Below are 25,654 nucleotides of genomic sequence, written 5' to 3'. Positions count from 1 at the left end.
ATGACAGCGCCCCTCTCCCCTCCCCGCGGCCTGGTGCTGGTGGCCGACGACGATCCCGTGATGCGCCTGCTGATGCGGCAGATGCTCACGCAGGTGGGCCTGGACGTGATCGAGGCCGAAGACGGCGTGCAGGCGCTGGCCAGCTACAAGCACAGCGGCCCGGACCTGGTCATGCTCGACGTCGACATGCCGGCCATGGACGGCTTTGCCGTGTGCCGCGAAATCCGCCACCAGGAAGTGGGCGGCACGGTGCCCATCATCATGGTGACGGGCGGCGACGAACTCGAAGCCGTCACACGCGCCTACGAGGTGGGCGCCACCGACTTCATTTCCAAGCCCATCAACTGGCCCATCCTCGGGCACCGCGTGCTGTACGTGCTGCGCGCCAGCGACGCCATCGCCCGCCTGCGCATCGCCGACGCGCACAACCGCGCCGTGCTGGCCGCCATCCCCGACACCTTTTTTCGCCTGAACCGCGAAGGCTTTTATCTCGACTACGAACAGGGCCACGACGCCAGCGCCGGCTTTTCCATCACCGACTGCGTGGGCAGCCATATCCGCGACGTGCTGCCGCCCGAAATCGCCGCGCGCCTGCTCGACCAGGCGCACGCCGTGCTGGCCACGCAGCATATCGGCTCGGTCGACTACACGCTCACGCACGAAGACAGCACGCGCCATTTCGAGGCGCGCCTGGTGGCGACGGGGGCCAATGAAGTCCTGGGCCTGGTGCGCGACATCAGCGAACGCAAGCGCACGGAAGAGCAGATCCGCCGCCTGGCCTATTGCGACAGCCTGACGGGCATCCCCAACCGGCAAGCGTTCCTGGAAACGCTGGAGCGCGAGCTGCTGCGCTCGAAAGAATACGACAAAAAATTCGCCGTGCTGTTCATGGACCTCGACGCCTTCAAGCGCATCAACGACACCCTGGGCCACGACGTGGGCGACCATTTGCTCAAGGTGGTGTCCGAGCGCCTGCGCGAAACCATCCGCCCCAGCGACCTGGTGCTGCGCGCCGAACACGAGTTTGAAGCCGTCTTCGGCGGCAGCAACCTGGCGCGCCTGGGCGGCGACGAATTCACGATCCTGATACCCGACCTGGAGCGCGTGGAAGACGCGCTGAACGTGGCGCATCGCGTCAAGGAAGCCATGCGCCGGCCCTTCATGATCGAGGGGCACGAGATTTTCGTCACGGCCAGTATCGGCATTTCGCTGTATCCGGAAGATGGCGAGGACTGCAACTCGCTGCTCAAATATGCGGACACGGCGATGTACCACGCGAAGAACTGCGGCAAGAACAACGCCAAGCTCTATAGTTCTTCGCTGACGATGGAAATCATGAGCCACGTCAAGATGGAAGTGGGCTTGAGGAAAGCCTTGCAGAACAACGAGCTGTACCTGCTGTACCAGCCGCAGATCGACGTGCCCAGCACGCAGATCGTCGGCGTGGAAGCGCTGATCCGCTGGCGCCATCCCGAACGGGGCATCATCTCGCCCACGGAATTCATCCCGCTGGCCGAGGAAACGGGCTTGATCGTGCCCATCGGCGAATGGGTGCTGCGCACGGCGTGCAACCAGGCCAAGGCGTGGCAGAACGATGGCGGGCGCGCCATCCGCATGGCCGTCAATCTGTCAGCCAAGCAATTCAAGGATGAAAACCTGATGCAGATCGTGCTCTCGGCCCTGGCCGACACGGGCCTCGACGCGCGCCTGCTGGAACTGGAATTGACGGAAGGGACCTTGATGGACGATGCGCGCGCCACCATGGTGACCCTGGAGCAATTGCGCGGCATCGGCGTATATCTCTCCATCGACGACTTCGGCACAGGATATTCTTCAATGAATTATTTGAAACGCTTCGACGTGCGGGCATTGAAGATCGACAAGAGTTTTATCGCCGGCTTGCCGCAGGATACGGAAAACGCGGCCATCACGCGCGCCATCATCGCCATGGCGCATGGCTTGAAAATGGTGGTGGTGGCCGAAGGCGTGGAGACGGACGAGCAACTGCTGATGCTGGAAGAATACGGCTGCGACATGGCGCAGGGATACTTTCTGGGCCACCCGTCGCCGCACGACACGATCACGGCCATGCTGGCCAGGCAGAGGGGCCAGCTGGCCAGCCTGGAAACTAGAGCACTTCGAAGGCAAGGATTTGCGTGACTTGCTGGGCGTTGAAATTGTCGTCGGAAATCATTACCAGGCTGCGGCGGCCATTTTCCAGGCGCGGCCCCCAGCTGATGCCTTCTATGTTGTCGATTCTGGCCAGGCCGGTCTTTTCCAGGTCCAGCAACAATCGCTTGCGCGCCGGCACGTAGGCCGCGCCCGCCAGGGCGGGGATGGTCTGAATGTCGGTGGCGCCATCCGTGTCCATTGCATACACGCGCACGTGGTTCGTATACACGCCGTCCGCATGTTCCACGCCAGCCCGCTCCACCACCAGCAACTGGTGATCGTTGACGGCAAGGATTTCCGACACGCCATTGTCCGCTTCCTTGCCCGGCGCCGGCCGCGATGCCACTGGTTCAATCGGATATGCATACTGGCCCAGCACGGTGCCGGCGCGATCCAGGCGCGTGATGCGCACGACGGAGCCGTTATCGGGCGTGGCCAGCGGGCCATCCTGGTACAGCGCCGCTTCCATGCCCAGCCACAAGCTCTTGCCATCCGACGAGAACGACAGCGCCTCAAAACTCATGTTGTTGCGCGATCCCGTTGCTTCCTGCGAGACCTTGAACATGGGGGGCGTGGGCAAGGTGCTCAGGTAGTGGCCGCCGCTATCGGCATGGCGCACGAACGGGTGCAAGCCCACCTTGCGGTTGCCTTCGCTGCCGTACCACAGGCTGCCGTCCTGCGGATCGACGCGGATGGTTTCGATGTCGGCCACCTGGTCGCCCTGCTCCAATTTTGCATGCGCCAGGTTCGGATAGCGGCTGCCGTCGGGTTGCGTGAAGAAATGCACGCTGTTCAAGGTCACGCCCGTAAACGCCTTGCTGTCGTAGTGCAGCACGGCGCGGTAGAAACGGGCCGGATTGATTGCCGAGCGGTCATCGCTTTCCATCACCCAGCTGTTGTTGGCCGCATCGTAATCGATGCCGGACAGGCCGCCCACCGAAGTGCCCTCGAACGCGTATTTGAGCGCGATGCGCTGTTCGCCGATCAGACGCAGGCCCGTGACCGGCGCGTCTTGGGGGAAGCTGGCACAGGCGGAAAGAAGGATGGCGGCAGACGCCAGGGCAAGCGCGGTGCGCAGGCGGTGGAACGGTTGAGGCATGTTGATTCCGAAATTAATTGAACCCAGAAATAAAAGCTGGGGTCAGACCCGACGGGTCTGACCCCGAAAAATTACACCACCCCATCCGCCTTGAGCCGCGCAATGGCGGCAGCGTCATAGCCCAGCGACGCCAGCACCTCGTCGTTGTGCTGGCCCAGGGTCGGCCCCAGCCACTGGGTCTTGCCCGGCGTGGCGGACAGTTTCGGGCTGATGGCGGGCAATTTGACGGGCGTGCCGTCGGGGAACTGGTGCTGTTCGAACATCTCGCGGGCAAGGAATTGCGGGTCGCTCATCATGTCGCGCACGGAGTAGATTTTGCCGGACGGCACGTCGGCCGCTTTCAGCACGGCCAGCGCGCTATCGATGGTGTGCGTGGCGCACCAGGCGCCGATGGCGTCGTCGATTTCCTGCGTGCGCGCCACCCGGCCGTCGTTGCGCGCCAGTTGCGGGTCACCCGCCATGTCGATGCGGCCCATGGCCAGCATCAATCGCTTGAAGATGGCGTCGCCGTTGCCGGCAATCACGATGTTTTCGCCGTCGCCCGTCGTGTAGGTATTCGATGGCACGATGCCGGGCAGCGAGCCGCCCGTGCGCTCTCGCACCACGCCCGCCTGGTCGTATTCGGGCACCAGCGACTCCATCAGATTGAACACGGATTCATACAGGGCCACGTCGACCATCTGCCCTTCCCCGTGCTCGCGCCCACCCGTCACGTCGCGGTGGCGCAAGGCCATCATGGCGCCGATCACGCCGTGCAGGGCCGCCACGGAATCGCCAATCGATACGCCGACGCGCACGGGCGGACGGTCGGCAAAGCCGGAGACATAGCGCAAGCCGCCCATCGATTCGCCGATGGCGCCGAAACCGGGCAAGTCCTTCATCGGCCCCGTCTGGCCAAAGCCGGACAGGCGCACCATGATCAGGGACGGTTTGATCTGCTTGAGCTGTTCATAGCCGAGATCCCACTTTTCCAGCACGCCGGGGCGGTAGTTCTCGATGATGATGTCCGCTTCCAGGGCCAGCTGGCGAGCGATGGCACGGCCTTCGGGCGACTTCAGGTTCAGGGTGACGCTTTTCTTGTTGCGCGCCTGCACCGACCACCATAGCGAGGTGCCATCCTTCAGCACCCGCCAGGTACGGATGGGGTCGCCGCCATCGGGCGCTTCGATCTTGATCACGTCGGCGCCGAATTCGGCCAGCATGCGGGCGCAGAAAGGCCCCGCGATCAGGGTGCCCAGTTCAAGGACTTTGATACCTTTTAAAGGACCAGTATTCGCGGAGGGTTCAGTCATAGAGATCAGTTCAGGTTGCCCTGCGGTCGAGCATCGCACGGGCAATCGTGCCCGCGTCGACGTATTCCAGTTCGCCGCCCACGGGCACGCCGCGGGCCAGGCGGCTCACGCGCAAGCCGCGTGCCTTCAGCATTTCGCTGATGTAATGGGCCGTCGCTTCGCCTTCATTCGTGAAGTTGGTGGCCAGCACCACTTCGCCGACCACGCCATCGTTGGCGCGGTTCAGTAATTTTTCGAGGTGAATATCTTTCGGGCCGATGCCGTCCAGTGGAGAGAGTCGCCCCATGAGGACGAAATACAGGCCCTTGTAGGTGAGCGTCTGCTCGATCATCAGCTGGTCGGCGGGCGTTTCCACCACGCACAGCAAGCGCTTGTCGCGCTCTTCGTCGAGACAGGTCTCGCACACTTCGTGTTCGGTAAAGGTATTGCACAGGCCGCAGTGATGCACGGCATCGACGGCCTGGAACAGGGCGCGCGACAGCATGGCCGCGCCTTCCCTATCGTGCTGCAACAAATGAAAAGCCATCCGCTGCGCCGACTTGGGGCCGACGCCGGGCAGGCGCCGCAGCGCCTCGGTCAAGAATTCAAGCGACTTGGACATGGATCAACCTTGCCCCGTGCCACAGATCGAGCGCATGCGGTAGTGCATCAGAATGGCATTTTGAAGCCGGCTGGCAAGTTCATGCCGCCAGTCAAGCCTGCCATTTTTTCAGCGGATGTCGCTTCCGCCTTGCGCACGGCGTCGTTGAAGGCGGCGGCCACCAGATCTTCCAGCATGTCCTTGTCGTCGGCCAGCAGCGACGGGTCGATGGACACGCGCTTGACGTCGTTCTTGCACGTCATGACGATTTTCACCAGGCCGGCGCCGGACTGGCCTTCCACTTCCACCAGCGCCAGTTGTTCCTGGGCCTTTTTCATGTTGTCTTGCATTGCTTGCGCCTGCTTCATCAGGCCAGCCAGTTGATTTTTCATCATGAGAATGCTCCGTTCAATTCAGTTTGTGAGTTTTGTTAATCATCAATGCAGGGTCGGCGCGGCGGAGCCGGCCGGTGCAGGGGTAATCGTTCCCGGCACAACAAAAGCGTCGAATGCACGCTTCATGTCGAGCACGAAGGGATCGCTGGCGATGGTTTCTTCCGCTTGCAGCTGGCACGCCTCGCGGTGGGCCTGCGCTTCCGCGCTGGCCGTGTACCAGACGGCGCCCAGTTCCGTGTCGACATTGACCTTGCGGCCGAAACGCTCGCTCAGCACGGCCGCCAGTTTTTCCACGTTGGCCGGACTGCGCCACGTGTCGATCGGCACGCGCAGGCGGAACGTGGTGCTGTGGCCGTCGTGCAGGCATTCGATCAGCTCGGCCTGCACGGCCAGCTGCTGGGCTATCCCGCGCAGGGGCAGCACGGCGGCGACGGCCGGCCAGTTGCCGTCCCAGTCCAGGCCCGGCACGGGCGTGATCACATACGGTCCGCTGGGCGCGGCTTGCTTGGCGGCACGCTGCGGCATGATGACGGCCGGCTGCTCGCTGCTTTGCGCGGCGGGCGCCGACACGGCGGCCGAAGCGCTGTCGTCGGAAAATTCGGTGACCCACGGCGGCAAGTCGTCGTCGGCGGGCGCCTGCTGTGGCGGCGGTGCGGCGGGACGCGCCTGCTGCACGGGAGCCTCCATCACGGCGACCGGTGGCGCATCGTCCCACGGCGCAGGTGCTTTCGCGGCGGCGGGCGGTGGCGGCGGCGCGGCCTGGACGGGTGCAGCCGGAGCTGGCGCAACGGCGGCAGGTTCCGCTGCAGGTGCCGGTGCGGCTGGCTTGGGCGCCGACGATGGCGCCGATGGCGCGCTGCCCGGACGGCCTTTCGAGGCGGCACGGGCCGCTTCCAGCGCCGCATTGATGGCGGCGCGGGCGGAACTGATCGGAGCGCCCGAGGTTGCCGGGGCCGCCGCAGCGGGAGCAGCGGCAGGCGGCGGCACTGGTGCTGGCGCCGGGGCGGCTACCGGTGCCGGTGCCGGAGCAGCTGCGCGTGGCGGCGGCGCTTCGCTGCGCGCCATGCTGGCGGCAGCGGCCGCGACCACGGCGGGCGGGGTCACGGCCGCGTGGCTGGCCACGCTGTTCGTGGCGGCGCGGGCTGCCGGTGCGGATGCCCCTGCCGCGGCGCGCGCGGCGGCCACGGCAGCGGGACGGTTGCCCGGTACCGATGTTGGTGCTGCCGCCGGCACGCCATCGGCGCCGCCTATGCCGGGCCGAAAGGCCAGCATGCGCAGCAAGGTCATGGTAAAGCCCGCATATTCGTCGGGCGCCAGGCCCAGTTCATTGCGGCCATGCACGGCGATCTGATAAAACAGCTGCACTTCTTCCGCGTCAAACGCGGCGGCCAGACGCACGATGTCCGCGTATTCCGGCAAATCCTGCGGCAAGGCGGCGGGCACGGTTTGCGCCAGCGCAATGCGGTGCAGCAAGGTGCCCAGGTCTTGCAGGGCGCCATTGTAGGACAGGCTGCGCGAAGCCATCTCGTCAGCCACGGCCAGCAAATCGGCGCCATCCTGCTGCGCCAGCGCGTCAAGCAGACGCACCAGGTAAGACTGGTCGAGCGCACCCAGCATGCCTTGCACGGCGTCGAGCGTCACTTCGCCGGCCGCATACGCGATGGCCTGATCCGTCAGGGACAGCGCGTCGCGCATGGAACCGTGGGCGCCCTGGGCCAGCAGACGCAAGGCCGGCTGTTCGAAGGCGATGCCTTCCTGTCCCAGGATATTGTCCAGGTGGCTGATGATGTGGCCGGGCGGCATCTGCTTGAGATTGAACTGCAGGCAGCGCGACAGCACGGTCACGGGAATCTTTTGCGGGTCCGTCGTGGCCAGGATGAACTTGACGTGCTCGGGCGGTTCTTCCAGGGTTTTCAGCATGGAATTGAACGCGTGGTTCGTCAGCATGTGCACCTCATCGATCATATAGACCTTGAAGCGCGCATTGCTTGGCGCATACACGGCTTGCTCGAGCAGCTGCGCCATTTCATCGACGCCGCGGTTCGACGCCGCATCCATCTCTATATAGTCGACAAAGCGTCCCGCATCGATCGCCGTGCACGCTTCGCACACGCCGCAAGGCTGGGCCGTGATGCCGCCCGTGCCATCGGGGCCGATGCAATTGAGCGACTTGGCCAGGATGCGCGACAGGGTCGTCTTGCCGACGCCGCGCGTGCCCGTGAACAGATAGGCGTGATGCAATCGGCCGCTGTGCAAGGCATGCGTGAGCGCGCGCACGACGTGCTCCTGGCCGACGAGCGTCTCGAAATTCTTGGGGCGGTATTTACGGGCGAGGACTTGATAGGACATGCTGAGATTTTACCATGCGATTTTGCGGGTGATCCTGCGCGGCGGGCGCAAGCCTCATGGCCGGGCCATTCCAATATGGCAAACGCGGCAAAGCAGCAATTGTATAACATGGCCAGGTAGAAACAGGGAAAACACGGCAAGCCCGGCAATGCTACGGGTCGGCAAGAAAACGGGGCCGTAAAAGCAAAAAAGCTGCCCATGGCAGCTTGATTGTTGATCCTGAAAAAACATTCCCGAAGGAGGCGAGCCTGATCTGCGGCACTCATGGTTAATAGCCGTGGCTGCTTCGTTCCCGACCTGACCAGGTTAGCCATGCCACGATGCGCAGGGGCCCGCCGGGGATAATTATAACCGACCTGCGCAAGATTGGGGAAGCAAGCTGAAATCCGGGGTCAGACCCCCGGTCAAGTTGGCAATGACCTTTGCGTCAGCGGTGTTGAGGGTCTGACCCCAGCCGTTCTACAGGCCCAGCTCTTGCCAGATACTGTCCACCTTCGCCTTCACTTCCGGCGTCATGGCAATCGTCGTGCCCCACTCGCGCGTTGTCTCGCCCGGCCATTTATTCGTCGCATCGATGCCCATCTTGCTGCCCAGGCCGCTGACCGGCGAGGCGAAGTCCAGATAGTCGATCGGCGTGTTGTCGACCAGGGTCGTATCGCGAATCGGGTCGACCCGCGTGGTGATGGCCCAGATGACTTCTTTCCAGTCGCGGATATTCACGTCTTCATCGACAACCACGATGAACTTGGTATACATGAACTGGCGCAGGAAGCTCCACACGCCGAACATCACGCGCTTGGCGTGGCCCGCGTACTGCTTCTTGATCTGCACCACGGCCATGCGGTAGCTGCAACCTTCGGGCGGCAGATAGAAATCCGTGATTTCGCTGAACTGCTTTTGCAGCAGCGGCACGAACACTTCGTTCAGGGCCAGGCCCAGCACGGCCGGCTCGTCCGGCGGTTTGCCTGTATACGTGGAGTGGTAAATCGGGTCGCGACGCATGGTGATGCGGTCAATGGTAAACACAGGGAAACTGTCCTGCTCATTATAGTAGCCCGTGTGGTCGCCATACGGCCCTTCCAGCGCGTGCTCGTAGCCGCTCGGATGGTTTTCGTCCGGATAGATATGGCCTTCGAGCACGATCTCGGCGGACGCGGGCACGCGCAGCTCGCTGCCAATCGCTTTTACCAATTCGGTGCGGCTGCCGCGCAGCAAGCCGGCGAACTGGTATTCGGACAGGCTGTCCGGCACCGGCGTGACGGCCCCTAATATAGTAGCGGGATCGGCGCCGAGCGCGACGGCGATCGGATACGGCTTGCCCTTGCTTTGAATGGCGTGCTCGCGGAAGTCCAGCGCCCCGCCCCGGTGCGCCAGCCAGCGCATGATGACCTTGTTGCGCCCCAATACCTGCTGGCGGTAGATGCCGAGGTTTTGCCGCTTCTTGTTCGGACCCTTGGTGATCACCAGGCCCCAGGTGATCAGGGGGGCGACGTCGCCAGGCCAGCAATGCTGGATCGGCAGGCGCGCCAGGTCGACGTCGTTACCCTCCCAGACGATTTCCTGGCACTTGGCGCCGCGCAATTCTTTCGGCGACATGTCCCACACCGATTTCACCAGCGACCCCAGGCCCAGCAGATCCTTGAAATCCTTCGGCGGTTCCGGCTCCTTCAGGCGCGCCAGCACATGGCCGATCTTGCGCAGCTCGCTGACATCTTCCGCGCCCATGCCCAGCGCCACGCGGCGCGTGGTGCCGAACAGATTGCCCAGCACCGGCATGGTGTGTCCCGTGGGATTATTGAACAGCAAGGCCGGTCCGCCTGCGCGCAAGGTGCGGTCGCATACCTCCGTCATCTCCAAAATCGGTGAAATGGGGGTCGAAATGGGCTTAAGTTCACCCATTTGTTGCAGTTGAGAAATAAAATCTCGCAAATCTGAATATTTCATGTGTTTTTAATTTTTTTTGACGTCGGACGCCGTTGCTGAAGGATCTATGCCAAGTAATTGATTTTATTGGCTTTTGGCACAATGCAAGTCAAAAAGTAAGACATAAAAGTAATAAAGAAACGATTCGTTAGTATTGACTTGATATAAAACGGCTTCTACAATTCGCCCAACTTGAAAGAGCACGCCGGCCCAGAGCTTGATTTTAGCGTTTCTCTTTCATTCACGGAGTCGGGGCTCCACATGACATTTTAAGGAGTGTTTTCAAAAGGCGTCTGCCTTACCCCCGGTAAAAGTTGTATTGCGACTGATCCAATACCAAAACGGGACCGATCAGCTCAAGCAAGCAATGACGGCGTTTCTCGCACGCATCCATACGCGGCGGAAACGATGATATTTCTGATGCACGGCATTGGCAGTACCCACAACACCGCGACACCGCGGAGGGACTGCCTGTTGACGCGACATTTCGGGGAACTCTATGACTCATCGTAGCACTGAAGCAGCATTGCCTGCTTCAACCGTGGCTGGCCAGCCAGCGTTGGCGCGTTTGCGCGCCCGCGCACAAGCCATTTCGGCACGTGGCGTTTTGACCACGGCACAACACACACTGACAGTCTTCGGCATTTCCGCCCTGGCACTGATCGCCCTGCTGATGTTCCGCCCCGACCTGGGCAAGCAATTGACGCACAGCCTGTTCCCGCTGCCGATGGCGGAAGCGCAAGCCGTTGAAGCGCCGGCCCTGTCGGCACTGATGGAAGCGCCCGCTTCCGTGCAAACGGCCGCCGCCAGCGACGCGCCGCTGAGCAAGGAAGAAAAAGCCTTGCTGGGCACGCAAAAGCAGCAGCAATGGGTCACCAACTGGCTCTCCAAGCGCTACCGCGTGGCCAACGACGCGACCAATATGCTCGTCTCGACGGCTTACCTGACGGCCCGTGAAATCAAGCTGGACCCGCTGCTGATCCTGGCCGTGATGGCCATCGAATCGGGCTTGAATCCATTCGCGGAAAGCCCCGTCGGCGCGCAAGGCTTGATGCAAGTCATGTCGAAAGTGCACCATGAGCGCTTCCAGGAAATGGGCGGCGTGCAAGCAGCCCTGAACCCGGTCGCCAACATCCGCGTCGGCTCCCTGATCCTGAAAGACTACGTCACGCGTGGCGGTTCCGTCGAAGCGGGCTTGAAAACCTATGTCGGCGCCGCCAACTTCGCCACCGACTCGGGCTACGGCTCGCGCGTGCTGGCCGAATACCGCCGCCTGAAACAAGTGTCCGCCGGCCAGCGCGTGCCGACCACGACACCGGTGATGGCATCGAACACGCCAGCACCAGCCAAGGCCCCTGCAGCGGAAAGCGGCATCACCATCAAAGTACTGCCTCACAACGAGATCGCCGGCCTGTGACCCTTTAAAAGCCCTCACAGGGGCATCCAAAAAGCAGCACTCGAAAATAGCACCCAATGAAAAAGCCACCGCACGCAAGTGCCGGTGGCTTTTTCATTGCCCTGCGGCAGCGGCCGCAGGAACTACTCTGTATATTACTTGCGCTTGTTGGCGCCCACTTCTTCCTCGCGGAATTTCACTGCCAGTTTATCCAGCACGCCGTTCACATACTTGTGGCCGTCGATACCGCCAAACGACTTGGCCAGCTCGACCGCTTCGTTGATGACGACGCGGTACGGGATTTCCATGTTGTTCTTCAGCTCGAATGCGCCGATCAGCAGGATGCCGTGTTCGATGGGCGACAGTTCCGCGATATTGCGGTCGATCAATGGTGCCATGCTTTCGCGCAGCGCCAGCGAATCCTTGATGGCGCCGTACAGCAGCACCGTGAAATGATCGCCATCAGCCTTGTCGAAACCATGCGCCGCGCGAATATTGTTCACGACGGTAGTCGCGTCTTCATTGTTCAGCAGCCACTGGTACAAGCCCTGCAGCGCAAACTCGCGCGCGCGGTGACGCGGCGTGCGGTTTTTGCTGGGATTGGCGAGCAAATTTTTCTCAGTCATGATTGTTACCTGTTTTTAAATACGTATGTACTGCAGATAGTGACGAATACCACGGTGTGCTGCCAGGCAGCACACTGCGGCGCAAGCACGATTAGTCCTCGTCTGTGTCTTGCAACTCTTCCAGCGCTTGCGCCAGATTGGCCATTTCCACTGCCACGCGTGCCGCTTCGGCTCCCTTGACCAGCATGCGCACTTCCGCCTGCTCGTCGTTTTCGGTCGTCAACACTGCGTTGGCGATGGGGATGCCGTAATCGAGACCGACGCGCGTGATGCCCGCGCCCGATTCGTTCGATACCAGCTCGAAGTGGTAGGTTTCACCGCGAATCACGGCGCCCAGTGCGATCAGGGCGTCGAATTGCTCGGTTTCCGCCATTTTTTGCAGAATCAGTGGGATTTCCAGGGCGCCCGGCACGGTCACGTGCAGGATATCTTCATCGGCCACGCCCAGCTTGCTCAACTCTTCCAGGCATGCCGACAGCAAGCCACCACCGACGATTTCATTGAATCGTGCCTGGACGATACCGACGCGCAAACCTTCGCCGGCAAAATTGGTTTCGTATGCTCCTACGGTCATCATATGCCTCTTTATAAGTGATCAGCGGCGGCGCCATGCGCCAGGCTGCTGAATAGTGTTAATTAATTACTGCTGGCCAGGATGGCACTGAAAACCCGTTACTTCGAGGTCGAAACCGGCCATCGACGGCATCTTGCGGGGGCTGGCCAGCAATTGCATCTTGCTCACGCCCAGGTCGCGCAGGATTTGCGCGCCGATGCCGTAGCTGCGCAAGTCCATGCTGGCGGCGCGGCCTTTCGGCTTGGCTTGCGGCGTGTCCAGGGCGGCGAACTGGGCAAACAGTTCACTCGACGTCTCGCCACAGTTCAGCAAGACCATCACGCCCCGCTCTGCCTGCTTGATGGCGGCCATCGAAGCGGCCACCGTCCACGAGTGGGTGGTCGCTTCGCTTTCCAGCACGTCCAGCAGGGAAACGGGCTGATGCACGCGCACCAGCGCTTCCAGGCCGGGCGCCAGGTCGCCATGCACGAGGGCCAAGTGGGCCGAGGCGCTAGGCTTGTCGCGGAAGGCGATCAGGCGGAATTCGCCGTGCGCCGTGTGCAGGGTGCGCTCGGCAACACGCTCGACCAGGGACTCCGTCTGGCTGCGGTAATGGATCAGGTCGGCAATCGTGCCGATTTTCAAGCCATGCTGCTCGGCAAACACCAGCAAGTCCGGCAGGCGCGCCATGGTGCCGTCGTCCTTCATGATTTCGCAAATCACGGATGCGGGCGTCAGGCCGGCCATGGCCGTCAGGTCGCAACCGGCTTCCGTATGGCCTGCGCGCATCAGCACGCCGCCTTTTTGCGCTTTCAGCGGGAAGATATGGCCGGGCTGGACGATATCGCTGGGCTGCGTGCCCTTGGCCACGGCCACCTGGATGGTCTTGGCGCGGTCGGCGGCGGAAATGCCCGTCGTTACGCCTTCGGCCGCTTCGATGGACACGGTAAAGTTGGTGCCGTAGGCAGTGCCGTTGCGCGACGTCATCATCGACAGGTTCAGCTCGTCGCAACGCTCTTCCGTCAGGGTCAGGCAGACGAGGCCACGCGCATGCGTGATCATGAAATTGATGGCTTCAGGCGTCACGAAATCGGCGGCAAGCACCAGATCGCCTTCATTTTCCCGGTCTTCTTCATCGACCAGTATCACCATGCGGCCGGCGCGTAATTCAGCGACGATCTCTTCGGTGCTTGAAATAGACATTGTTCATCCTCTTATGACGCCTGGCGAAACCTGCTGCGCGTCGGTTTTGCCGGGCGTTGTTAGTGAAACTAAAAACTGCAACATCAAGTGCGAATATTCCTCAGATTTCCGGGAATTTTCTTATAACCTGCTATTTTAAAGGATTTAGCGCTTGCAGACCTGAAATAAGACAGCTTTGCGGCACGGATGCCGTAGTCTGCATCACAAAGCGCCGCTTCCCCGATCCAGGGCACACGGCGGAGGCAAGGCGCGCGCCGCCGGCCTTGCAAAGAGCATAAGATCAGCCGGTCACCGCCACGGCGCTGATACCCCACTCGCAGCGACACCCCACACAGGAGCGGCAACATGAAAACCAACGGATCGGCCATCTGGTCAGGCGGCATCAAGGACGGCAAGGGCGCCATCAGCACGCGCAGCGGTGCCTTGCAGGAATATCCCTACGGCTTTGCCAGCCGCTTCGAAGGCAAGCCCGGCACGAATCCCGAGGAATTGATCGGCGCCGCGCATGCGGGCTGCTTCACCATGGCCTTGTCGCTGATCCTCGGTGAAGCGGGCCTGACGGCGGAAAAGATGGAAACGACGGCCGAAGTGACCCTCGACAAGGTGGACGACGGTTTCGCCATCACGGCCGTCCATTTGATTCTGAAAGCGAAGATCCCTGGCGCCGACCAGGCGAAGTTCGATGAATTGACGGCCAAGGCCAAGGCCGGCTGCCCCGTGTCGAAGCTGCTGAAAGCCAACATTACCCTGGACGCGACCCTGCTGCCCTAGATTTTCGGCACGGGCTTGACGGGCTCCACAGGGGCCACCGGCGCCACCAGCGGCAGGCGCGAGTCGCTGGCCGGCAATGGGCGGTTCATCAAGCCGGGGTTCAAGGCTGCATTGTTCAGGTTATAGGCGGCGATGGCCGCCGCCACGGACGGATCTTGCGACGAAGGCGGCGGCACGGCCATGCCCGCGTTTTGCGCAGCCAGCTCTTGAGCCTGGGCATTTTTCTGGGCCAGCTGGGCTTGCGCCGTCGCCAAGCCCGCATCGGCTTGCCCCTGCGCCGCACGCGCCAGCGACTGCGCCCGTTCACTGGCCGCCTGGGCCGCCATCTGCGCGTCGCTGGCGGCCAGCTGCGCCCGCGCCGCATCGTCCGCCGCCGCTTGCGCCTGCTGCTGCAAGCCCTGCTGCTGCACTTGTCCCTGACGCAGCGCATCCACCCGTTCTGCGTCCTGCTGCTGCGCCTGCTGATCGGTATCGATGCGTTCGCTGTCCAGCCGTTCGGCCTCCAGGCGCTGAGTATTGACGCGCTGATTGTCCGCGCGCTGCGTCTGCAGTAGTTCCGCTGCATCGGCGGCTTGCGCCGAAGGCTGCGGTCGCAGCTCCTGCAAGTCCAGGTTCAGCTCTTCCGCTTCCAGTTGCTGCTGCAGTTCCAGCTGCCGCTGCGCAATGGCGATCGTCTGCGGCGGCGCCTCGTCGACGACCTGCGGCTGCGCGGCTTGCACGGCGCTGGACGGCAGTGCTTCGCCCGTCAAATCCGCCTCGACACTGGCCGCTAGCGGCGCGCCCTGCTGCCGGGCCAGCACGGCACCCACCTGCGCCAGCACGTCCGTTCCCTGTTGCAAGGCGTCCAGGGTGGCATTGCTGTCGGCCGCATACGCGGCCTGCAACGTTGTCGCATCGACATCTTCATTGCGCAAATCGATGCCGATGCGGGCCAGTTGCGCTTGCGTGAGCAGACTGCCGTCCTGCGCCAGCGCGGCGGCCGCATCCGTCGTGCCATCGCCCGACAATAAATCGTAGCGCTGCGCCAGACTGCCCGGCGTGTCGCCGGCCGTCGCCAGCTGGCTGGCGTCGATGCCGCTCGTTTGCAGTTGGGCGAACGATTCCGTCAGCTGCCGCGCCAGCGCCAGCAAGTCGTCATTGACATTCACGGGGGTATTGGCGGCCCTGGCTTCCTCCGTGGCGCCCTGCAGGGCCAGCAGTTGCCGGCGCGACAAGGCTACGCCGGACAGGAACTGGCCCAGCGGGGAGATATCGACCTGGGTCGATGACAGGATGGCAAGGGCCGCCGCCGCGCCGGAGGACGGCACGGGCTGCGCGGGTGCCAGCGGAACCGTCTCGCCCACGCGGGACGTGGCCGGGATGGTGTTGGGCACGGTTGCGCGCGAAATCGGGTCCATGGCTAGCCTCCACTGCGGAAAGCTTCATAGTATGCGCGTCTGCAAGAAAAGCAACACACGCTTGGCAGGGCGCAAAGGCCGGCAGGTGTGTTGCTCTTTTCAGCTACCGTGTCAGGCGGCAGCCTTGTCCAGCGACAACATGCGCTCGACATAGCGGGCGATCAGGTCGATTTCCAGGTTGACCTTGCCATCGACCGTCAAGTGTTTCAAGGTCGTCATGGCGATCGTGTGCGGAATCAGGTTGATCGAGAAGCGGCAGCCGTTGACGGCGCCCGCGCCCAGGTCTTCTACTCTGTTGACGGTCAGTGACACGCCATTGACGACGACGGAACCCTTGAAGGCCAGGTATTTCGCCAGCTCGTGCGGCGCTTCGATCACCAGTTCCCACGATTCGCCCACGGCTTCGAACTTGCGCACGATGCCCAGGCCGTCGACGTGGCCGGACACCAGATGGCCACCCAGGCGCTCGGCCAGGGTCAGGGCTTTTTCCAGGTTGACTTCCGTGGTGGTATCGAGACCCACGGTGCAATTGAGGCTTTCGCGCGAGACATCGACGGCAAAGCCCGTGTCCGATTTTTCCACCACCGTCATGCAGGCGCCATTGATGGCGATGGAGTCGCCCAGGGCCACATCGGCCAGCGGCAAGCCGCCCGCATGGATGTTCAGGCGCACGCCTGCGTCGAGGCCGCCGTCGAGTGCTTGCACGGTTTCAATCTTGCCGATGGCGGCAACAATTCCTGTAAACATGAACTAACCCTATAAAAGTGTGAAGTATTAATTGCGCTGGGCGAATCTTGCAAGGATACGCACATCTTCGCCCACTTGCTGAACCTGGTGAAATTGCAAAGTGCGCTGTTGCTTGATATCCGTCAAGGCGGGCAAGGCAAACATGCCTTGCGCGTCTCCCAGCAAGGTGGGCGCCAGGTAGACCAGCAGCTCGTCGACGCAGCCTTCGCGGATCAGCGAGCCGTTCAGTTTGGCGCCGGCCTCGACGTGGACTTCATTGCATTGCCGGCGTCCCAGTTCCAGCATCAGCGCGGCCAGGTCGACCTTGCCGTCCCCGTTCGGCAGCAGGATGACTTCCGCGCCCAAGGCGCGCAGCTGCGCTTCCTTTTCCGGATTGGCAACGGCCGCCACGATCCACGTGCCGCCGCCCTGCAAGATGCGCGCGTCGAGGCTGATGTCGAGCCGGCTGTCGACGACGATGCGGCGCGGCTGGCGCGGCGTCTCGACGGCGCGCACATTCAGTTGCGGATCGTCCGCCTTGACAGTGCCGATGCCCGTGAGGATGGCGCAGGCGCGCGCGCGCCACGCGTGGCCATCGGCGCGCGCTGCGGGCCCCGTGATCCACTGGCTTTGGCCATTGTGCAAGGCCGTCATGCCGTCCAGGCTGGCCGCCGTTTTCATGCGCACCCACGGCTTGCCGCGCTGCATGCGCGAAAAGAAGCCGATATTCATTTCATACGCCTCATCGGCCAGCACATCCGTGGTGACGGCGATGCCGGCCGCTTGCAGCTTGGCCAGCCCCTGCCCCGCCACCAGCGGGTTCGGGTCCGTCATGGCGGCCACGACGCGGCCCAGCCCCGCGCGCACGAGCGCATCGGAGCATGGCGGCGTGCGGCCGTGGTGGTTGCACGGCTCCAGGGTGACATAGGCGGTGGCGCCGCGCACGTCGTTGCCGCGCGCCGCCGCATTGGCCAGCGCTTGCACCTCGGCATGATCCTGCCCGGCCGCCTGCGTCACGCCGGCACCGATCACCTGGCCATCCTTGACGATGACGCAGCCGATGCGGGGATTGGGCGAGGTCGTGTACAAACCGCGCGCCGCCCATTCCAGCGCCAGGCGCATGCCATCAATATCGTTGAGTATTTCCACGGGCTTCTTTGCTTGAAGGTGAGTAATTGATAAGTCGTGCTACGAACTGTCGGCCACGCCGCTGCAATTGGCCGCCTGCTGCTGCGGATCGCACACACGCACCCTGCCCAGCATATTGATTTTAATATGCCGCACCTGCTTTCCCAAAGCCAGGGACAAGGTACCCCAGCGCGCCGCCAGGCTATTGGTCGCGCTGCAACTGCGTCCTGCGCCATTGTAGGCGATATAAAACGGCGCCGTGGCCGACGAAAACACGAACTGGGCCGTGATGCCCTCCGGCAGCGGCCCTTGGCGGAACAGCAATTCGTCATCGCCATCGAACACGAGGTTGGCATTGCGGTCGATGAATATCTGCCAGCCCGTGCGCCAGTCCGTGCCACCGGGCCCGGCCGGCATCAGCAACACGCGCTGCCCGCGCGCCATCGCCTGCGCCCGCGTCAGTTCGATGGCCGAGAACAAGTCGGTCGCCGCCGCGCGCACCTGCTGGCGCGCCAGCAGATGCTGCAAGCTGGGCATGGCAGCGGCCGCCAGCAGCGCGGCAATCGCCAGCACGGCCAGCAATTCGAGCATGGTGTGCCCGAGGGTGCGGCCGAGGGTGCGCCCGAATTTGTGCCTGCTCCTCGGTAGCCGCTTGCACATGGCCATGGCCTAGGGCCAGCAATGGCTGGCGGGGCCGCTGCTGCCGCGCTGGCCCGTGCTGTTCAAGGACAACACGCCGCAATCGGCATCCTGGAACTGCGCATCAACCTTGGACGTGCCCGGCATGGCGCGCAACAGTACGCATTGCCCGATCGTCAGGCCGGGACAGGCCAGCGCCTCGATTTCATACGCGCTGCCAGCCGCGCCCCCTTCGCCCGACCAGCATGGAAATTGCTGCGACTGCTGCGCCGGCGATGCCGAGGAAAAGGCCAGATAGCGGTTATTTTGCGAGTAATAGCGCTCCTGCTGCTGCATCAGGCGCAGCAGGGCCGCCTGTCCCTGCACCCGCTTGGCACGCACGACATGGCTGTGATAAGCGGGCACGGCCAGCGCCAGCAGCAGGCTCATGATCGCCAGCGCGGACAGCAGCTCGATCAGGCTGAAGCCCTGCGGGTTGGCAGCAGGAGTTCCACCGTTCGCAGCGAACCCATTCCGCCTTGCCAGCGTCCCCATGCGATCTCCCTCTTTCCCAAAAAGCGCCAGCCGGTACGATGCGCGTGCCTTGCCTGGGCCTATTTTTTCTTGGCCGCCTCGTGCAATTCGCGCCAGTTCGCCACTTCGCGCCAGCTCAGGCGCCGGGCCGGCAGCGGCGCGCTGACGACCTTGAGCCCCGCACCGCTGGTCGCGCCGGGCAAGCCAGGCTGCAGCACGGCCAGTTCCTTGCGCCCCTCGGCCCGCCCGGTGGCCGTGGCGGCACCCACCGTGCTGTTCAGCTCCAGCGCCAGCGGCGGCGCGCGCGCCAGGCCATCGAACAAGCGTCCCGTCTGCTCGCCCGCTTGCACGACACCGGCGCCATCGGCGGCAAAGCCGCTCAGCACGTCGAGCACGTACAGGCGCGTGGCCGGCCTGGCGCAAGGATCGCGCCCCGGCAGGACGGTGTTGAACAGCACCTTGCCGGCAGCCAATACGGGACTGCTGATGCTGCGCTCGCCCGTCTGCGCGGTATCCATAAAATCGAGGTACCAGCCGCGCATGGCGTCGCTGCCCGTATAGCGCAGCTCGGCGCCGTCGACGCGAAGGCCGCCCAGCGCTTCGCCCAAGCTGCGCTGTTCCAGGTCGGCCCGGCTGCGCGTGGGCGAACTTGCCCGCACATCGTCGTGAACGGCGTAAAACGACTGCGACAGGAAGGCGTCGGGCCAGGTATCGGCCGCTTCGACCAGCTTGCCCGTGCCGAACAGCAGCACATAGCCGCCACCGGGTGCGTACGCCACGCTCAACTGCTGCGTCACGGGCTGGCGCCGGCCCTGGGTATCGCGCGCAACAAAGACGAGCTTGCGTCCTTGCCCGTCCTTCCACGGCGGTCCGCCAGTCATGTCGAGGCGCCAGATATTGCCCTGCAAATCGCCCACATACAAATAAGCCAGTGCGCCGTCGCCACCCGGCACCACGGCGGGCGGACCCAGCGCGTGGGGGACGGCATCGGCGCCCGCATCATGGCCGCCACCGCCACCGCTGGCCACAGGCACCTTGAGACGGAAGTAATTACTTCCCAACGTCCATGGCGTGCCGGGCGCCTTGTCCAGCGCCAGCAGGAAGATGGCGGCCGCCGCGGCGGGCGCCGTCGTGTCCTTGCCGTCGTTGACATGGTTGTTGTAGCCGCTGGCGACGATGGCAAAGTCGCGGTAGGCCGGCGCCCCCTCCTTGCCGCCCATGTTGATGCGGGCAAACGCAGGCGGCGTGCGCACGTTACCCATCAGCCTGTCGTCGCGGTCCGTAAACTCCCACAGTGCCCCGTCTTGCGCGAAGCGGGCCGGATCGGTGATGTCGAGCGCAAACACGCCTTGCGCCCCGCCGCCCATGCCCGACACCAGCACCGTCTTCCAGCGCCCCAGCGCCAGCACTTCCGCCGTGGCTGCAGCGCCATCGAGCAGCGGACCGGGGCTGTAGTGAGTGCTCGCAGCGGCTGGAGCAAGTTGCAGCAGGGCCTGCGGCAGATAGGCAAACACTTCGCTGCCCGTGCGCGCATCGAAGGCATGCAGCAAACCGTCGTTGGCGCCAAGGTAGAGCATTTTGCGCCGCTGCAGCAGCGCCTGGCGGTGCAAGCCATAGCCGGCGCCAGGCATGCCCAGTCCCGGCGCGCCCACGTACAGCAGATTGCCGTAGGCTGCCGCGCCCAGGCTGCCTGACCTGCGCCGCAGAAATCCGCCCGGCTGGCCCACCTCGTGCGTGCGCTGGCCCAGCAGGTACGCCAGGCGCGCCTCCCCTCGCCCATCGCCGCCGTCGAATGCGCCGCGCTGTTCCGCATCGAGCCGCTTCCAGGCCAGCGGCATCAGGGCGCCCTTGGCGTCGGGCGTGTAGACGAGACGCAAGGACGCGGGCGTGCCATCCGGCACCGGCTTCTCTTGTCCGCCAGCGGTCCACGATGGCTTGCCGGGAAGCAGTGCCCCATCGGCGCCCACGGCAAACGCGGTGCGCGACAAGGTCATGCCGCCATCGGCCAGGCGCAGCTGCGTCTGGAACCAGTATGCCTCTTCCGTCCCGCTGGCCAGCGCCATCAGGGCCGGCCCAGCAAGCGTCGCTGGCAAGGTAGCCTTGTCGGCGGCCGCAAAAGCCGCGCGCAGTCCCGCGATCAGGGCGGCCGGATCGCTGCCGGGCAAGTAATGGGCGGGCCAGCGGCCGTCCAGGCTCCATTCATCGAACGCGCTGCCAGTTGCGCTCTTGAATGGGTTGGCGTCGCCGTTCGCATCGAGAAAACCGCCATATTTGGCCGCCAGCAGCAAGGGTGTGGTGACGGGAGTGGCGGCAGATTCGCCCGCCGGGTCGCCCTGGCGCAAGTCGCCCGCATAGTGCTCGACCTTGGCAAGGCCATCGTTCTTGCCGGGACGCAGGGCCTGCACGTGCGACCAGTAGGCCAGCCCTGCCGCATGATAACTGGCGCCGCCCGCTCCGTCGGCCAGCCATTCCAGTGCAGCTAGGTCCGGCCGTGGCGCGGGATTGCCTTGCACGCCGCCGCTTTCCAGGCTGCCCACCGCATGTGTCCACGCCATCGCATCGAAGGGCGGCGGCGCAAAGCCATCGGCGGCGCGGGCGCGGTCACCGTTGGATGCGGGAGTGTGCGGGACATTGCCGGGCACGTAACGGTCGCCCGCTATGCCCGCATCGCCGAGACTGACGACGACATGGCGCTGGCAACTGGCCGTTTGCGGGTCGCTCCACGCAATCACGACCGGCAAGCCGTCATCGATGGCGGGCGGGGCCGTGGCGGGTGGCACGACGGCGCTTGCTTGCCGCCCCTGCAGGTAACGCAGCGATTCGTACAGCAATTCGGCCAGTGGCGCCGCCCTGGCGTACGTGCCAGGATGCCCGGCGTTGCCGCGGCCCAGGCCATTAATGTAAGCGGTCACCCCGCCGCCAGGGCCGGCGCTCTGGAACGCATACACACCGGTGGCGGGATTCCATTCCTCGCCGGCATTGTCTTGCGGCATAAAATCAGGCCCCGTCCAGCGCTGCGTGCCCACGTGAGCCAATGGCGCGCGCAGCACGCCGCCATACACGGCGCCGGCGCCGGAGCTCACGCCGTTCAAATGGCCAAACACGCCCACGCGCACCCTGCCGCCATGGCGCTGCACGGCGCCCACCGGCTTGTAGTTCTTGCCGTACGTGAGGCATAAATCGTCGCGCAGCGGTCCTTCTTCCGCGTCGCAGACGCGCACGCGCGCGAGGAACACGCCGTGCGTGGCAGCAACGCCCGGCGCGTCGCAATTGCCGCCCGGAGGCAAGCTGGCGTCGCCGAACAGCAGGCGGTTACGGCAGGAAACGATGGCCAGTTGCGCCAGCGCAAACGGTGTCGCCGCCGCCACGCCTTTCTGCAGAACCTTGCGCGGGAAAAAGACGGGGTGGGCAAAGAAGTCGATGGGGCTGTCGGCATCGGGCAGGTAGGCGCGCTGCAGCACCGTCTTGCGCACTTCGTCGATGACGCGGTCGCCGCCCGTCAGGGCATAACGGACGAGGTCGAGCATGCTGGTGCTGGCCCAATTGAGAAAGTTGCCGCTAAAACTGTCGCCGCCGCAGCCGTGCAGCGCATCGGCCGCTTTCAGCACGGAGAAGTAAGCGGTCGCTACGCGCAAGTCCGGCAGCATGGCGCCGTCCTTGCTGCGGTACGGATAGCTGTAGCACATGCGCGCATGAAAGTAACCGAAGTACTCGCGCTGCGGTGCATACTCGCCGCCATGCGCGGCCGCGGCGACCGCATGCGTGAAAGACAGGTTGAGTAGCAGGTTCGGCGGCACGCGGGCGCCGTACAAGCCCGCGTCGGCCCGCGCCAGCGCCACAGGAGGTGCGGCCGCGGCAAGGGCGCCGCCGCAAACGAGGAAAATCCAGCAGAGCGGCAGCCAGGCAAACGGCAAAGCCCTCATGGCCCCGCTCCCATCGCCTGCTTGCGGTAATAACTTTGCAGCACGACTTGCGTGCTTTCCTGCGCGCCAAAACCGATGGCCGTGATGCGGTACACATAGCTTTCCGCCACCAGGCCACCAGCGACCGCCGTGGCCTGCGCGCCAGGCGGATGAAACGGCAGCAGTTCAATCAGGTAGCGGGGCCGGCGCGATGGCAGGAAGCCCTGCCCCGTCTGCATGACGGCGCCCGTAAACTGGCCATACGGCACCGTGCGGCTACCCGCTTCGGCGCCATCGAGGTCCGTACTTAACCAGAGCGCCGGAGCGTCCGGCGCGGCGGGCAGGCACAGGCCCAGTGCGCCTCCCTCGCCGCAGCCGTCCGCGAACCCGGCCGCGCTGCCTGGCGCGAAGAGGCTGCTGCGCCCGGGCGCACCGGGCAAGCCTTCGATATCGTTCTGCGCATCCATCAATGCTTCCTCCGCCGCCTGAAACGCGATCTGCCGGTCGCGCTCGCCGCGTGCCGCCTTTTCGCCCTGCAAGGCCATCTGCGCCGCCGATATGCCCAGCAGAAAAATGATCACCAGCAGGCACAGCACATATACGAGCGTGGCGCCACCGCAGCGCGCACAAGATGCGCAACAAGGTAGGCAACGGCGGACGCCCGCGTCGGCCATCGCGTCGCCCGCCTAGGCCGGTCCGTTGCGCAGCATGATGCTCGTCTGCACCAGTTGCCGCAGCCGCGAGCGCGTCGCGGCAGGCAGGGACGCGCGCGCGATGCGCACGCCCGTGTCGCCGGCGCCGTGCGCCTCGGCATACGCCTTGCCGAACAGGTCGAACTGCGCCGGCCCCAGTTCCGCCATCTTGTCCGCCTGGCCCGCCTCGCCATGCAACAACAACGCCACGCGCACGCTGGCCACGCGCTTCCAGTGCGTGCGGCGGTGAAAGTCACGCTGGCGCGCGGCCGCATCCGCCCCCTCCAGCACCAGCGCCGCATCGTCGGCGTCAAGCGCGCTGGCGTTGACATAGCGGTTCGCCACGCCATCGGGCGGCGTATCCGTGTCGAGGCCATACAGCACCTGGAAGCCGTCGACGCCACGGATGATGGCGTCCGCGCCCCAGCCGTTCGCACCCCGGTATTTGCAACGCAATTCACCCTCGCCATCGGTACCTTGGGCCACATAGAAAATGCTCCAGCCCCGCTGCGCCTGCGTTTGCGCGGCGCCAACGCCGAAGCCCGCGCAATTGAGCACGGAGCCGTCGCCGCCCTCTTCCTTGCCGGCGCCGTAATAGCGCAGGGCCAGCACGTCGCTGCCATGCAGGGCGCCGGGCAAAGCGCCGCTGATGCCTTCGCTGTTCTTGCCCAGGATGCGCGCGTCGAGCCCGGCGACGTTGGCGCTGTCGAAATCGGCATGGGCGACGGGCGCGGCGCTGCTGTCCCAGTTCACGTACGCCGTCTGGCGCACGGCGCGGGCGATGGTGTCGAGCGCATAGCGGCCGTTGTCGTCGAGGCGCGCGCTGGCGGACTGGTCGCCATAACTGCCGCTGGCCGCCAGCAGCACGCTACTGGCGGCCAGCATCAGCAGCGCGCCCAGCGACAGGGACACCAGCAATTCGACCAGGCTCATGCCACGCTGCCGGCGCAGGACAGTATTCATGCGCCGCCTCCGCCCAGCTGGAATGCCAGCCTGGGCAGCGACTCGCCTGCCGCATTCTCGGCGGGCGAGCCATCGGGCAAGCGGCCGCGCCAACCCAGCTTGATGACGATGGGTGCGCCCTTGCCGCCGCTGCAGGCCCACTGCAAGCCTTGGCCGACGGCATCCCACGCGGAAGTGTCGCGGCAAATGCGCAGGCGCGCGCCGGGCAAGGCCGCATGCAGCCGCTGCTGCCATTCGGCGATATCGAATTGCGCCAGTTCGGCCGCGCTGCAGGCGGCAACGCCGAGGCAGTCGGGCGCGCCGCCGCCCGCTTCCGCGCCGTCCGCCGCCGTGTATGCCACGTTCAGGTAGGGGTTGCCCGTATCCGGGCCATGCATGAGCACGCTGTTCGCGCGCATGCGTTCGGCCATGCCGGCGGCCAGTTGCACGCCCGCCGACAACAGTGCCGACTCATGGCGCGCGCGCAGGGAGTTCAGTTGCAAAATGCTGGCACCGAGCAGACCCAGCGCCAACAGCAGCAGCGACACCAGCACCTCGACGAGGCTGCTGCCACCCGCAGGAAACATAGTGCGACCGCCCTTGCCCATGCGCTACTCCCTTCCGCAGACAGAGTCGCAAGAACAGGCGGCCCAGCTACAAGATAGGCGTGCGCAAAAAGCCGTGTCTGCGCTAGCGCAAACAGCACGGCGATAAGGTGAGAAGAACAGCGTTGGTGTTGATCAGGCCGCTTGCCAGGCGAACCTTGGCGTGGTGAGCAAGAAGGCGAGCAAGAAGCAGAACGTCAGGGCTTGCGCGCCTGCCCCACTTCGGCGATCGCGTCCTGGAATTCGGCCAGGTCTTCGAAGTTCTTGTAGACGGAGGCGAAGCGGATGTAGGCGATCTTGTCCAGGCGCTTCAATTCCTGCATGACGAGTTCGCCGATATAGCCGGAATCGACTTCGCGCAAGCCGCTGGTGAGCAGTTTTTCCTGGATGGAGGCGATGGCCGTATCCACGGAGGCGGCCGCGACGGGACGCTTGCGCAAGGCCAGCATCAAACTGCCGCGCAACTTATCCGCAGCGAACTCCGTCCGGCTGCCATTCTTTTTGACGACGGCCGGCATGATAAGTTCAATGCGCTCGTAAGTGGTAAAACGCTTGTCGCATTTGCCGCAGCGGCGGCGGCGCCGAATGGCATCCCCTTCCTCCGATACGCGCGTATCGAGAACCTGGGTGTCGCCGTGCTGGCAAAATGGACATTTCATGGGCTGGCTACAACTTTATAGTAATAATTACGGGAAATCGCCGCTCTTGTACAAAGGGCGCCCGAATCACTCCGGGCGCCCTTGGGCACGAA

At 64.2% G+C, this 25,654-nt stretch carries 22 protein-coding genes and 1 other RNA gene; 3 read left to right on the top strand and 20 right to left on the bottom strand.

Annotated elements, in window-relative coordinates:
- Positions 1-2,160: a putative bifunctional diguanylate cyclase/phosphodiesterase gene (locus tag P9875_RS09525; protein WP_278318215.1), complete on the top strand. Its 2,160-nt coding sequence runs from the start codon at positions 1-3 to the stop codon at positions 2,158-2,160.
- Here P9875_RS09525 and P9875_RS09520 read toward each other — a convergent pair.
- The 7 genes from P9875_RS09520 to ubiD form a co-directional block, all read right to left on the bottom strand.
- Complete coding sequence (locus P9875_RS09520) at positions 2,129-3,271, bottom strand: esterase-like activity of phytase family protein (protein WP_278318214.1); 1,143 nt, start codon at positions 3,269-3,271, stop codon at positions 2,129-2,131. The two genes, P9875_RS09525 and P9875_RS09520, sit on opposite strands and share 32 nt — an antisense overlap.
- Before the next feature lie 71 nt (positions 3,272-3,342).
- Positions 3,343-4,563, bottom strand: coding sequence for a CaiB/BaiF CoA transferase family protein (locus P9875_RS09515; RefSeq protein WP_278318213.1), 1,221 nt, complete (start codon positions 4,561-4,563; stop codon positions 3,343-3,345).
- Positions 4,564-4,573: 10 nt separating this feature from the next.
- The gene (gene recR, locus P9875_RS09510; protein ID WP_034786598.1) at positions 4,574-5,164 is read right to left on the bottom strand and encodes a recombination mediator RecR; all 591 of its coding nucleotides are present in this window, start codon (positions 5,162-5,164) and stop codon (positions 4,574-4,576) included.
- 47 nt (positions 5,165-5,211) lie between these two features.
- Positions 5,212-5,538: a YbaB/EbfC family nucleoid-associated protein gene (locus P9875_RS09505; protein ID WP_034759121.1), complete on the bottom strand. Its 327-nt coding sequence runs from the start codon at positions 5,536-5,538 to the stop codon at positions 5,212-5,214.
- 42 nt (positions 5,539-5,580) lie between these two features.
- Positions 5,581-7,887: a DNA polymerase III subunit gamma/tau gene (gene dnaX, locus P9875_RS09500; protein ID WP_099404030.1), complete on the bottom strand. Its 2,307-nt coding sequence runs from the start codon at positions 7,885-7,887 to the stop codon at positions 5,581-5,583.
- A gap of 238 nt (positions 7,888-8,125) precedes the next feature.
- Positions 8,126-8,224: signal recognition particle sRNA small type (gene ffs / locus P9875_RS09495), an RNA gene on the bottom strand.
- A gap of 122 nt (positions 8,225-8,346) precedes the next feature.
- Positions 8,347-9,831 carry a 4-hydroxy-3-polyprenylbenzoate decarboxylase gene (ubiD, locus tag P9875_RS09490; protein ID WP_278318212.1) on the bottom strand — a complete coding sequence of 495 codons (1,485 nt, stop codon included), beginning with the start codon at positions 9,829-9,831 and terminating at the stop codon, positions 8,347-8,349.
- A gap of 478 nt (positions 9,832-10,309) precedes the next feature.
- Here ubiD and P9875_RS09485 point away from each other — a divergent pair, with 478 nt between their 5' ends.
- Positions 10,310-11,227 (top strand): lytic transglycosylase domain-containing protein, encoded by a 918-nt coding sequence (locus tag P9875_RS09485; RefSeq protein ID WP_171984962.1) that lies wholly within the window; start codon positions 10,310-10,312, stop codon positions 11,225-11,227.
- A gap of 134 nt (positions 11,228-11,361) precedes the next feature.
- On the opposite strand, the gene nusB is transcribed toward P9875_RS09485, so the two are convergent.
- The 3 genes from nusB to ribBA all read right to left on the bottom strand — a co-directional run bounded on the left by nusB (position 11,362) and on the right by ribBA (position 13,588).
- Positions 11,362-11,832 (bottom strand): transcription antitermination factor NusB, encoded by a 471-nt coding sequence (nusB, locus tag P9875_RS09480; RefSeq protein WP_034786595.1) that lies wholly within the window; start codon positions 11,830-11,832, stop codon positions 11,362-11,364.
- A gap of 91 nt (positions 11,833-11,923) precedes the next feature.
- On the bottom strand, positions 11,924-12,406 hold the full coding sequence (ribH, locus tag P9875_RS09475) for a 6,7-dimethyl-8-ribityllumazine synthase (protein WP_034759563.1): 483 nt from the start codon (positions 12,404-12,406) through the stop codon (positions 11,924-11,926).
- A gap of 66 nt (positions 12,407-12,472) precedes the next feature.
- The gene (gene ribBA / locus P9875_RS09470) at positions 12,473-13,588 is read right to left on the bottom strand and encodes a bifunctional 3,4-dihydroxy-2-butanone-4-phosphate synthase/GTP cyclohydrolase II (protein WP_035826115.1); all 1,116 of its coding nucleotides are present in this window, start codon (positions 13,586-13,588) and stop codon (positions 12,473-12,475) included.
- Between the two features lie 345 nt (positions 13,589-13,933).
- Between ribBA and P9875_RS09465 the strand changes: the two genes are divergently transcribed.
- Positions 13,934-14,359: an OsmC family protein gene (locus P9875_RS09465; RefSeq protein ID WP_099404033.1), complete on the top strand. Its 426-nt coding sequence runs from the start codon at positions 13,934-13,936 to the stop codon at positions 14,357-14,359.
- On the opposite strand, the gene P9875_RS09460 is transcribed toward P9875_RS09465, so the two are convergent.
- The 10 genes from P9875_RS09460 to nrdR all read right to left on the bottom strand — a co-directional run bounded on the left by P9875_RS09460 (position 14,356) and on the right by nrdR (position 25,562).
- On the bottom strand, positions 14,356-15,756 hold the full coding sequence (locus P9875_RS09460) for a hypothetical protein (protein WP_278318211.1): 1,401 nt from the start codon (positions 15,754-15,756) through the stop codon (positions 14,356-14,358). The genes P9875_RS09465 and P9875_RS09460 overlap by 4 nt on opposite strands.
- Positions 15,757-15,867: 111 nt before the next feature.
- Positions 15,868-16,503 (bottom strand): riboflavin synthase, encoded by a 636-nt coding sequence (locus tag P9875_RS09455; protein WP_035826106.1) that lies wholly within the window; start codon positions 16,501-16,503, stop codon positions 15,868-15,870.
- A gap of 27 nt (positions 16,504-16,530) precedes the next feature.
- Positions 16,531-17,631, bottom strand: a complete 1,101-nt coding sequence (gene ribD, locus P9875_RS09450) for a bifunctional diaminohydroxyphosphoribosylaminopyrimidine deaminase/5-amino-6-(5-phosphoribosylamino)uracil reductase RibD (RefSeq protein WP_035826103.1) — start codon at positions 17,629-17,631, stop codon at positions 16,531-16,533.
- A gap of 39 nt (positions 17,632-17,670) precedes the next feature.
- Positions 17,671-18,201 (bottom strand): GspH/FimT family protein, encoded by a 531-nt coding sequence (locus tag P9875_RS09445; protein ID WP_099404036.1) that lies wholly within the window; start codon positions 18,199-18,201, stop codon positions 17,671-17,673.
- 78 nt (positions 18,202-18,279) lie between these two features.
- Complete coding sequence (locus P9875_RS09440) at positions 18,280-18,783, bottom strand: type IV pilin protein (protein WP_278318210.1); 504 nt, start codon at positions 18,781-18,783, stop codon at positions 18,280-18,282.
- A 59-nt stretch (positions 18,784-18,842) separates the two neighbouring features.
- Complete coding sequence (locus P9875_RS09435; RefSeq protein WP_278318209.1) at positions 18,843-22,685, bottom strand: pilus assembly protein; 3,843 nt, start codon at positions 22,683-22,685, stop codon at positions 18,843-18,845.
- Positions 22,682-23,245 (bottom strand): pilus assembly PilX family protein, encoded by a 564-nt coding sequence (locus tag P9875_RS09430; RefSeq protein WP_423221827.1) that lies wholly within the window; start codon positions 23,243-23,245, stop codon positions 22,682-22,684. The genes P9875_RS09435 and P9875_RS09430 overlap by 4 nt, the downstream gene beginning before the upstream one ends.
- A gap of 105 nt (positions 23,246-23,350) precedes the next feature.
- A complete protein-coding gene (locus tag P9875_RS09425) occupies positions 23,351-24,319 on the bottom strand; it encodes a PilW family protein (RefSeq protein WP_278318207.1) in 969 nt (322 codons plus the stop codon).
- Positions 24,316-24,885 (bottom strand): type IV pilus modification protein PilV, encoded by a 570-nt coding sequence (pilV, locus tag P9875_RS09420; protein WP_278318206.1) that lies wholly within the window; start codon positions 24,883-24,885, stop codon positions 24,316-24,318. Before pilV ends, P9875_RS09425 begins: the two co-directional genes overlap by 4 nt.
- 215 nt (positions 24,886-25,100) lie before the next feature.
- A complete protein-coding gene (gene nrdR / locus P9875_RS09415; RefSeq protein WP_034759169.1) occupies positions 25,101-25,562 on the bottom strand; it encodes a transcriptional regulator NrdR in 462 nt (153 codons plus the stop codon).
- Between the last annotated feature and the right edge of the window lie 92 nt (positions 25,563-25,654).

The sequence above is a fragment of the Janthinobacterium rivuli genome (assembly GCF_029690045.1).
In the GTDB taxonomy this organism is placed as follows: Bacteria; Pseudomonadota; Gammaproteobacteria; order Burkholderiales; family Burkholderiaceae_D; genus Janthinobacterium; species Janthinobacterium rivuli.
Note: the sequence above shows the minus strand (reverse complement) of the source record. Positions and strands in the feature narration are given on the sequence as shown.

Coding starts and splice junctions, on each gene's coding strand:
- P9875_RS09455 (WP_035826106.1), bottom strand. CDS start 16,503: ATGTTTACAGGAATTGTTGCCGCCATCGGCAAGATTGAAACCGTGCAA.
- P9875_RS09465 (WP_099404033.1), top strand. CDS start 13,934: ATGAAAACCAACGGATCGGCCATCTGGTCAGGCGGCATCAAGGACGGC.
- P9875_RS09485 (WP_171984962.1), top strand. CDS start 10,310: ATGACTCATCGTAGCACTGAAGCAGCATTGCCTGCTTCAACCGTGGCT.
- P9875_RS09440 (WP_278318210.1), bottom strand. CDS start 18,783: ATGGGGACGCTGGCAAGGCGGAATGGGTTCGCTGCGAACGGTGGAACT.
- P9875_RS09505 (WP_034759121.1), bottom strand. CDS start 5,538: ATGATGAAAAATCAACTGGCTGGCCTGATGAAGCAGGCGCAAGCAATG.
- dnaX (WP_099404030.1), bottom strand. CDS start 7,887: ATGTCCTATCAAGTCCTCGCCCGTAAATACCGCCCCAAGAATTTCGAG.
- P9875_RS09525 (WP_278318215.1), top strand. CDS start 1: ATGACAGCGCCCCTCTCCCCTCCCCGCGGCCTGGTGCTGGTGGCCGAC.
- nrdR (WP_034759169.1), bottom strand. CDS start 25,562: ATGAAATGTCCATTTTGCCAGCACGGCGACACCCAGGTTCTCGATACG.
- ubiD (WP_278318212.1), bottom strand. CDS start 9,831: ATGAAATATTCAGATTTGCGAGATTTTATTTCTCAACTGCAACAAATG.
- ribH (WP_034759563.1), bottom strand. CDS start 12,406: ATGACCGTAGGAGCATACGAAACCAATTTTGCCGGCGAAGGTTTGCGC.
- nusB (WP_034786595.1), bottom strand. CDS start 11,832: ATGACTGAGAAAAATTTGCTCGCCAATCCCAGCAAAAACCGCACGCCG.
- P9875_RS09445 (WP_099404036.1), bottom strand. CDS start 18,201: ATGCTCGAATTGCTGGCCGTGCTGGCGATTGCCGCGCTGCTGGCGGCC.
- P9875_RS09515 (WP_278318213.1), bottom strand. CDS start 4,563: ATGACTGAACCCTCCGCGAATACTGGTCCTTTAAAAGGTATCAAAGTC.
- P9875_RS09425 (WP_278318207.1), bottom strand. CDS start 24,319: ATGAATACTGTCCTGCGCCGGCAGCGTGGCATGAGCCTGGTCGAATTG.
- P9875_RS09460 (WP_278318211.1), bottom strand. CDS start 15,756: ATGGACCCGATTTCGCGCGCAACCGTGCCCAACACCATCCCGGCCACG.
- pilV (WP_278318206.1), bottom strand. CDS start 24,885: ATGTTTCCTGCGGGTGGCAGCAGCCTCGTCGAGGTGCTGGTGTCGCTG.
- ribBA (WP_035826115.1), bottom strand. CDS start 13,588: ATGTCTATTTCAAGCACCGAAGAGATCGTCGCTGAATTACGCGCCGGC.
- P9875_RS09435 (WP_278318209.1), bottom strand. CDS start 22,685: ATGAGGGCTTTGCCGTTTGCCTGGCTGCCGCTCTGCTGGATTTTCCTC.
- P9875_RS09520 (WP_278318214.1), bottom strand. CDS start 3,271: ATGCCTCAACCGTTCCACCGCCTGCGCACCGCGCTTGCCCTGGCGTCT.
- recR (WP_034786598.1), bottom strand. CDS start 5,164: ATGTCCAAGTCGCTTGAATTCTTGACCGAGGCGCTGCGGCGCCTGCCC.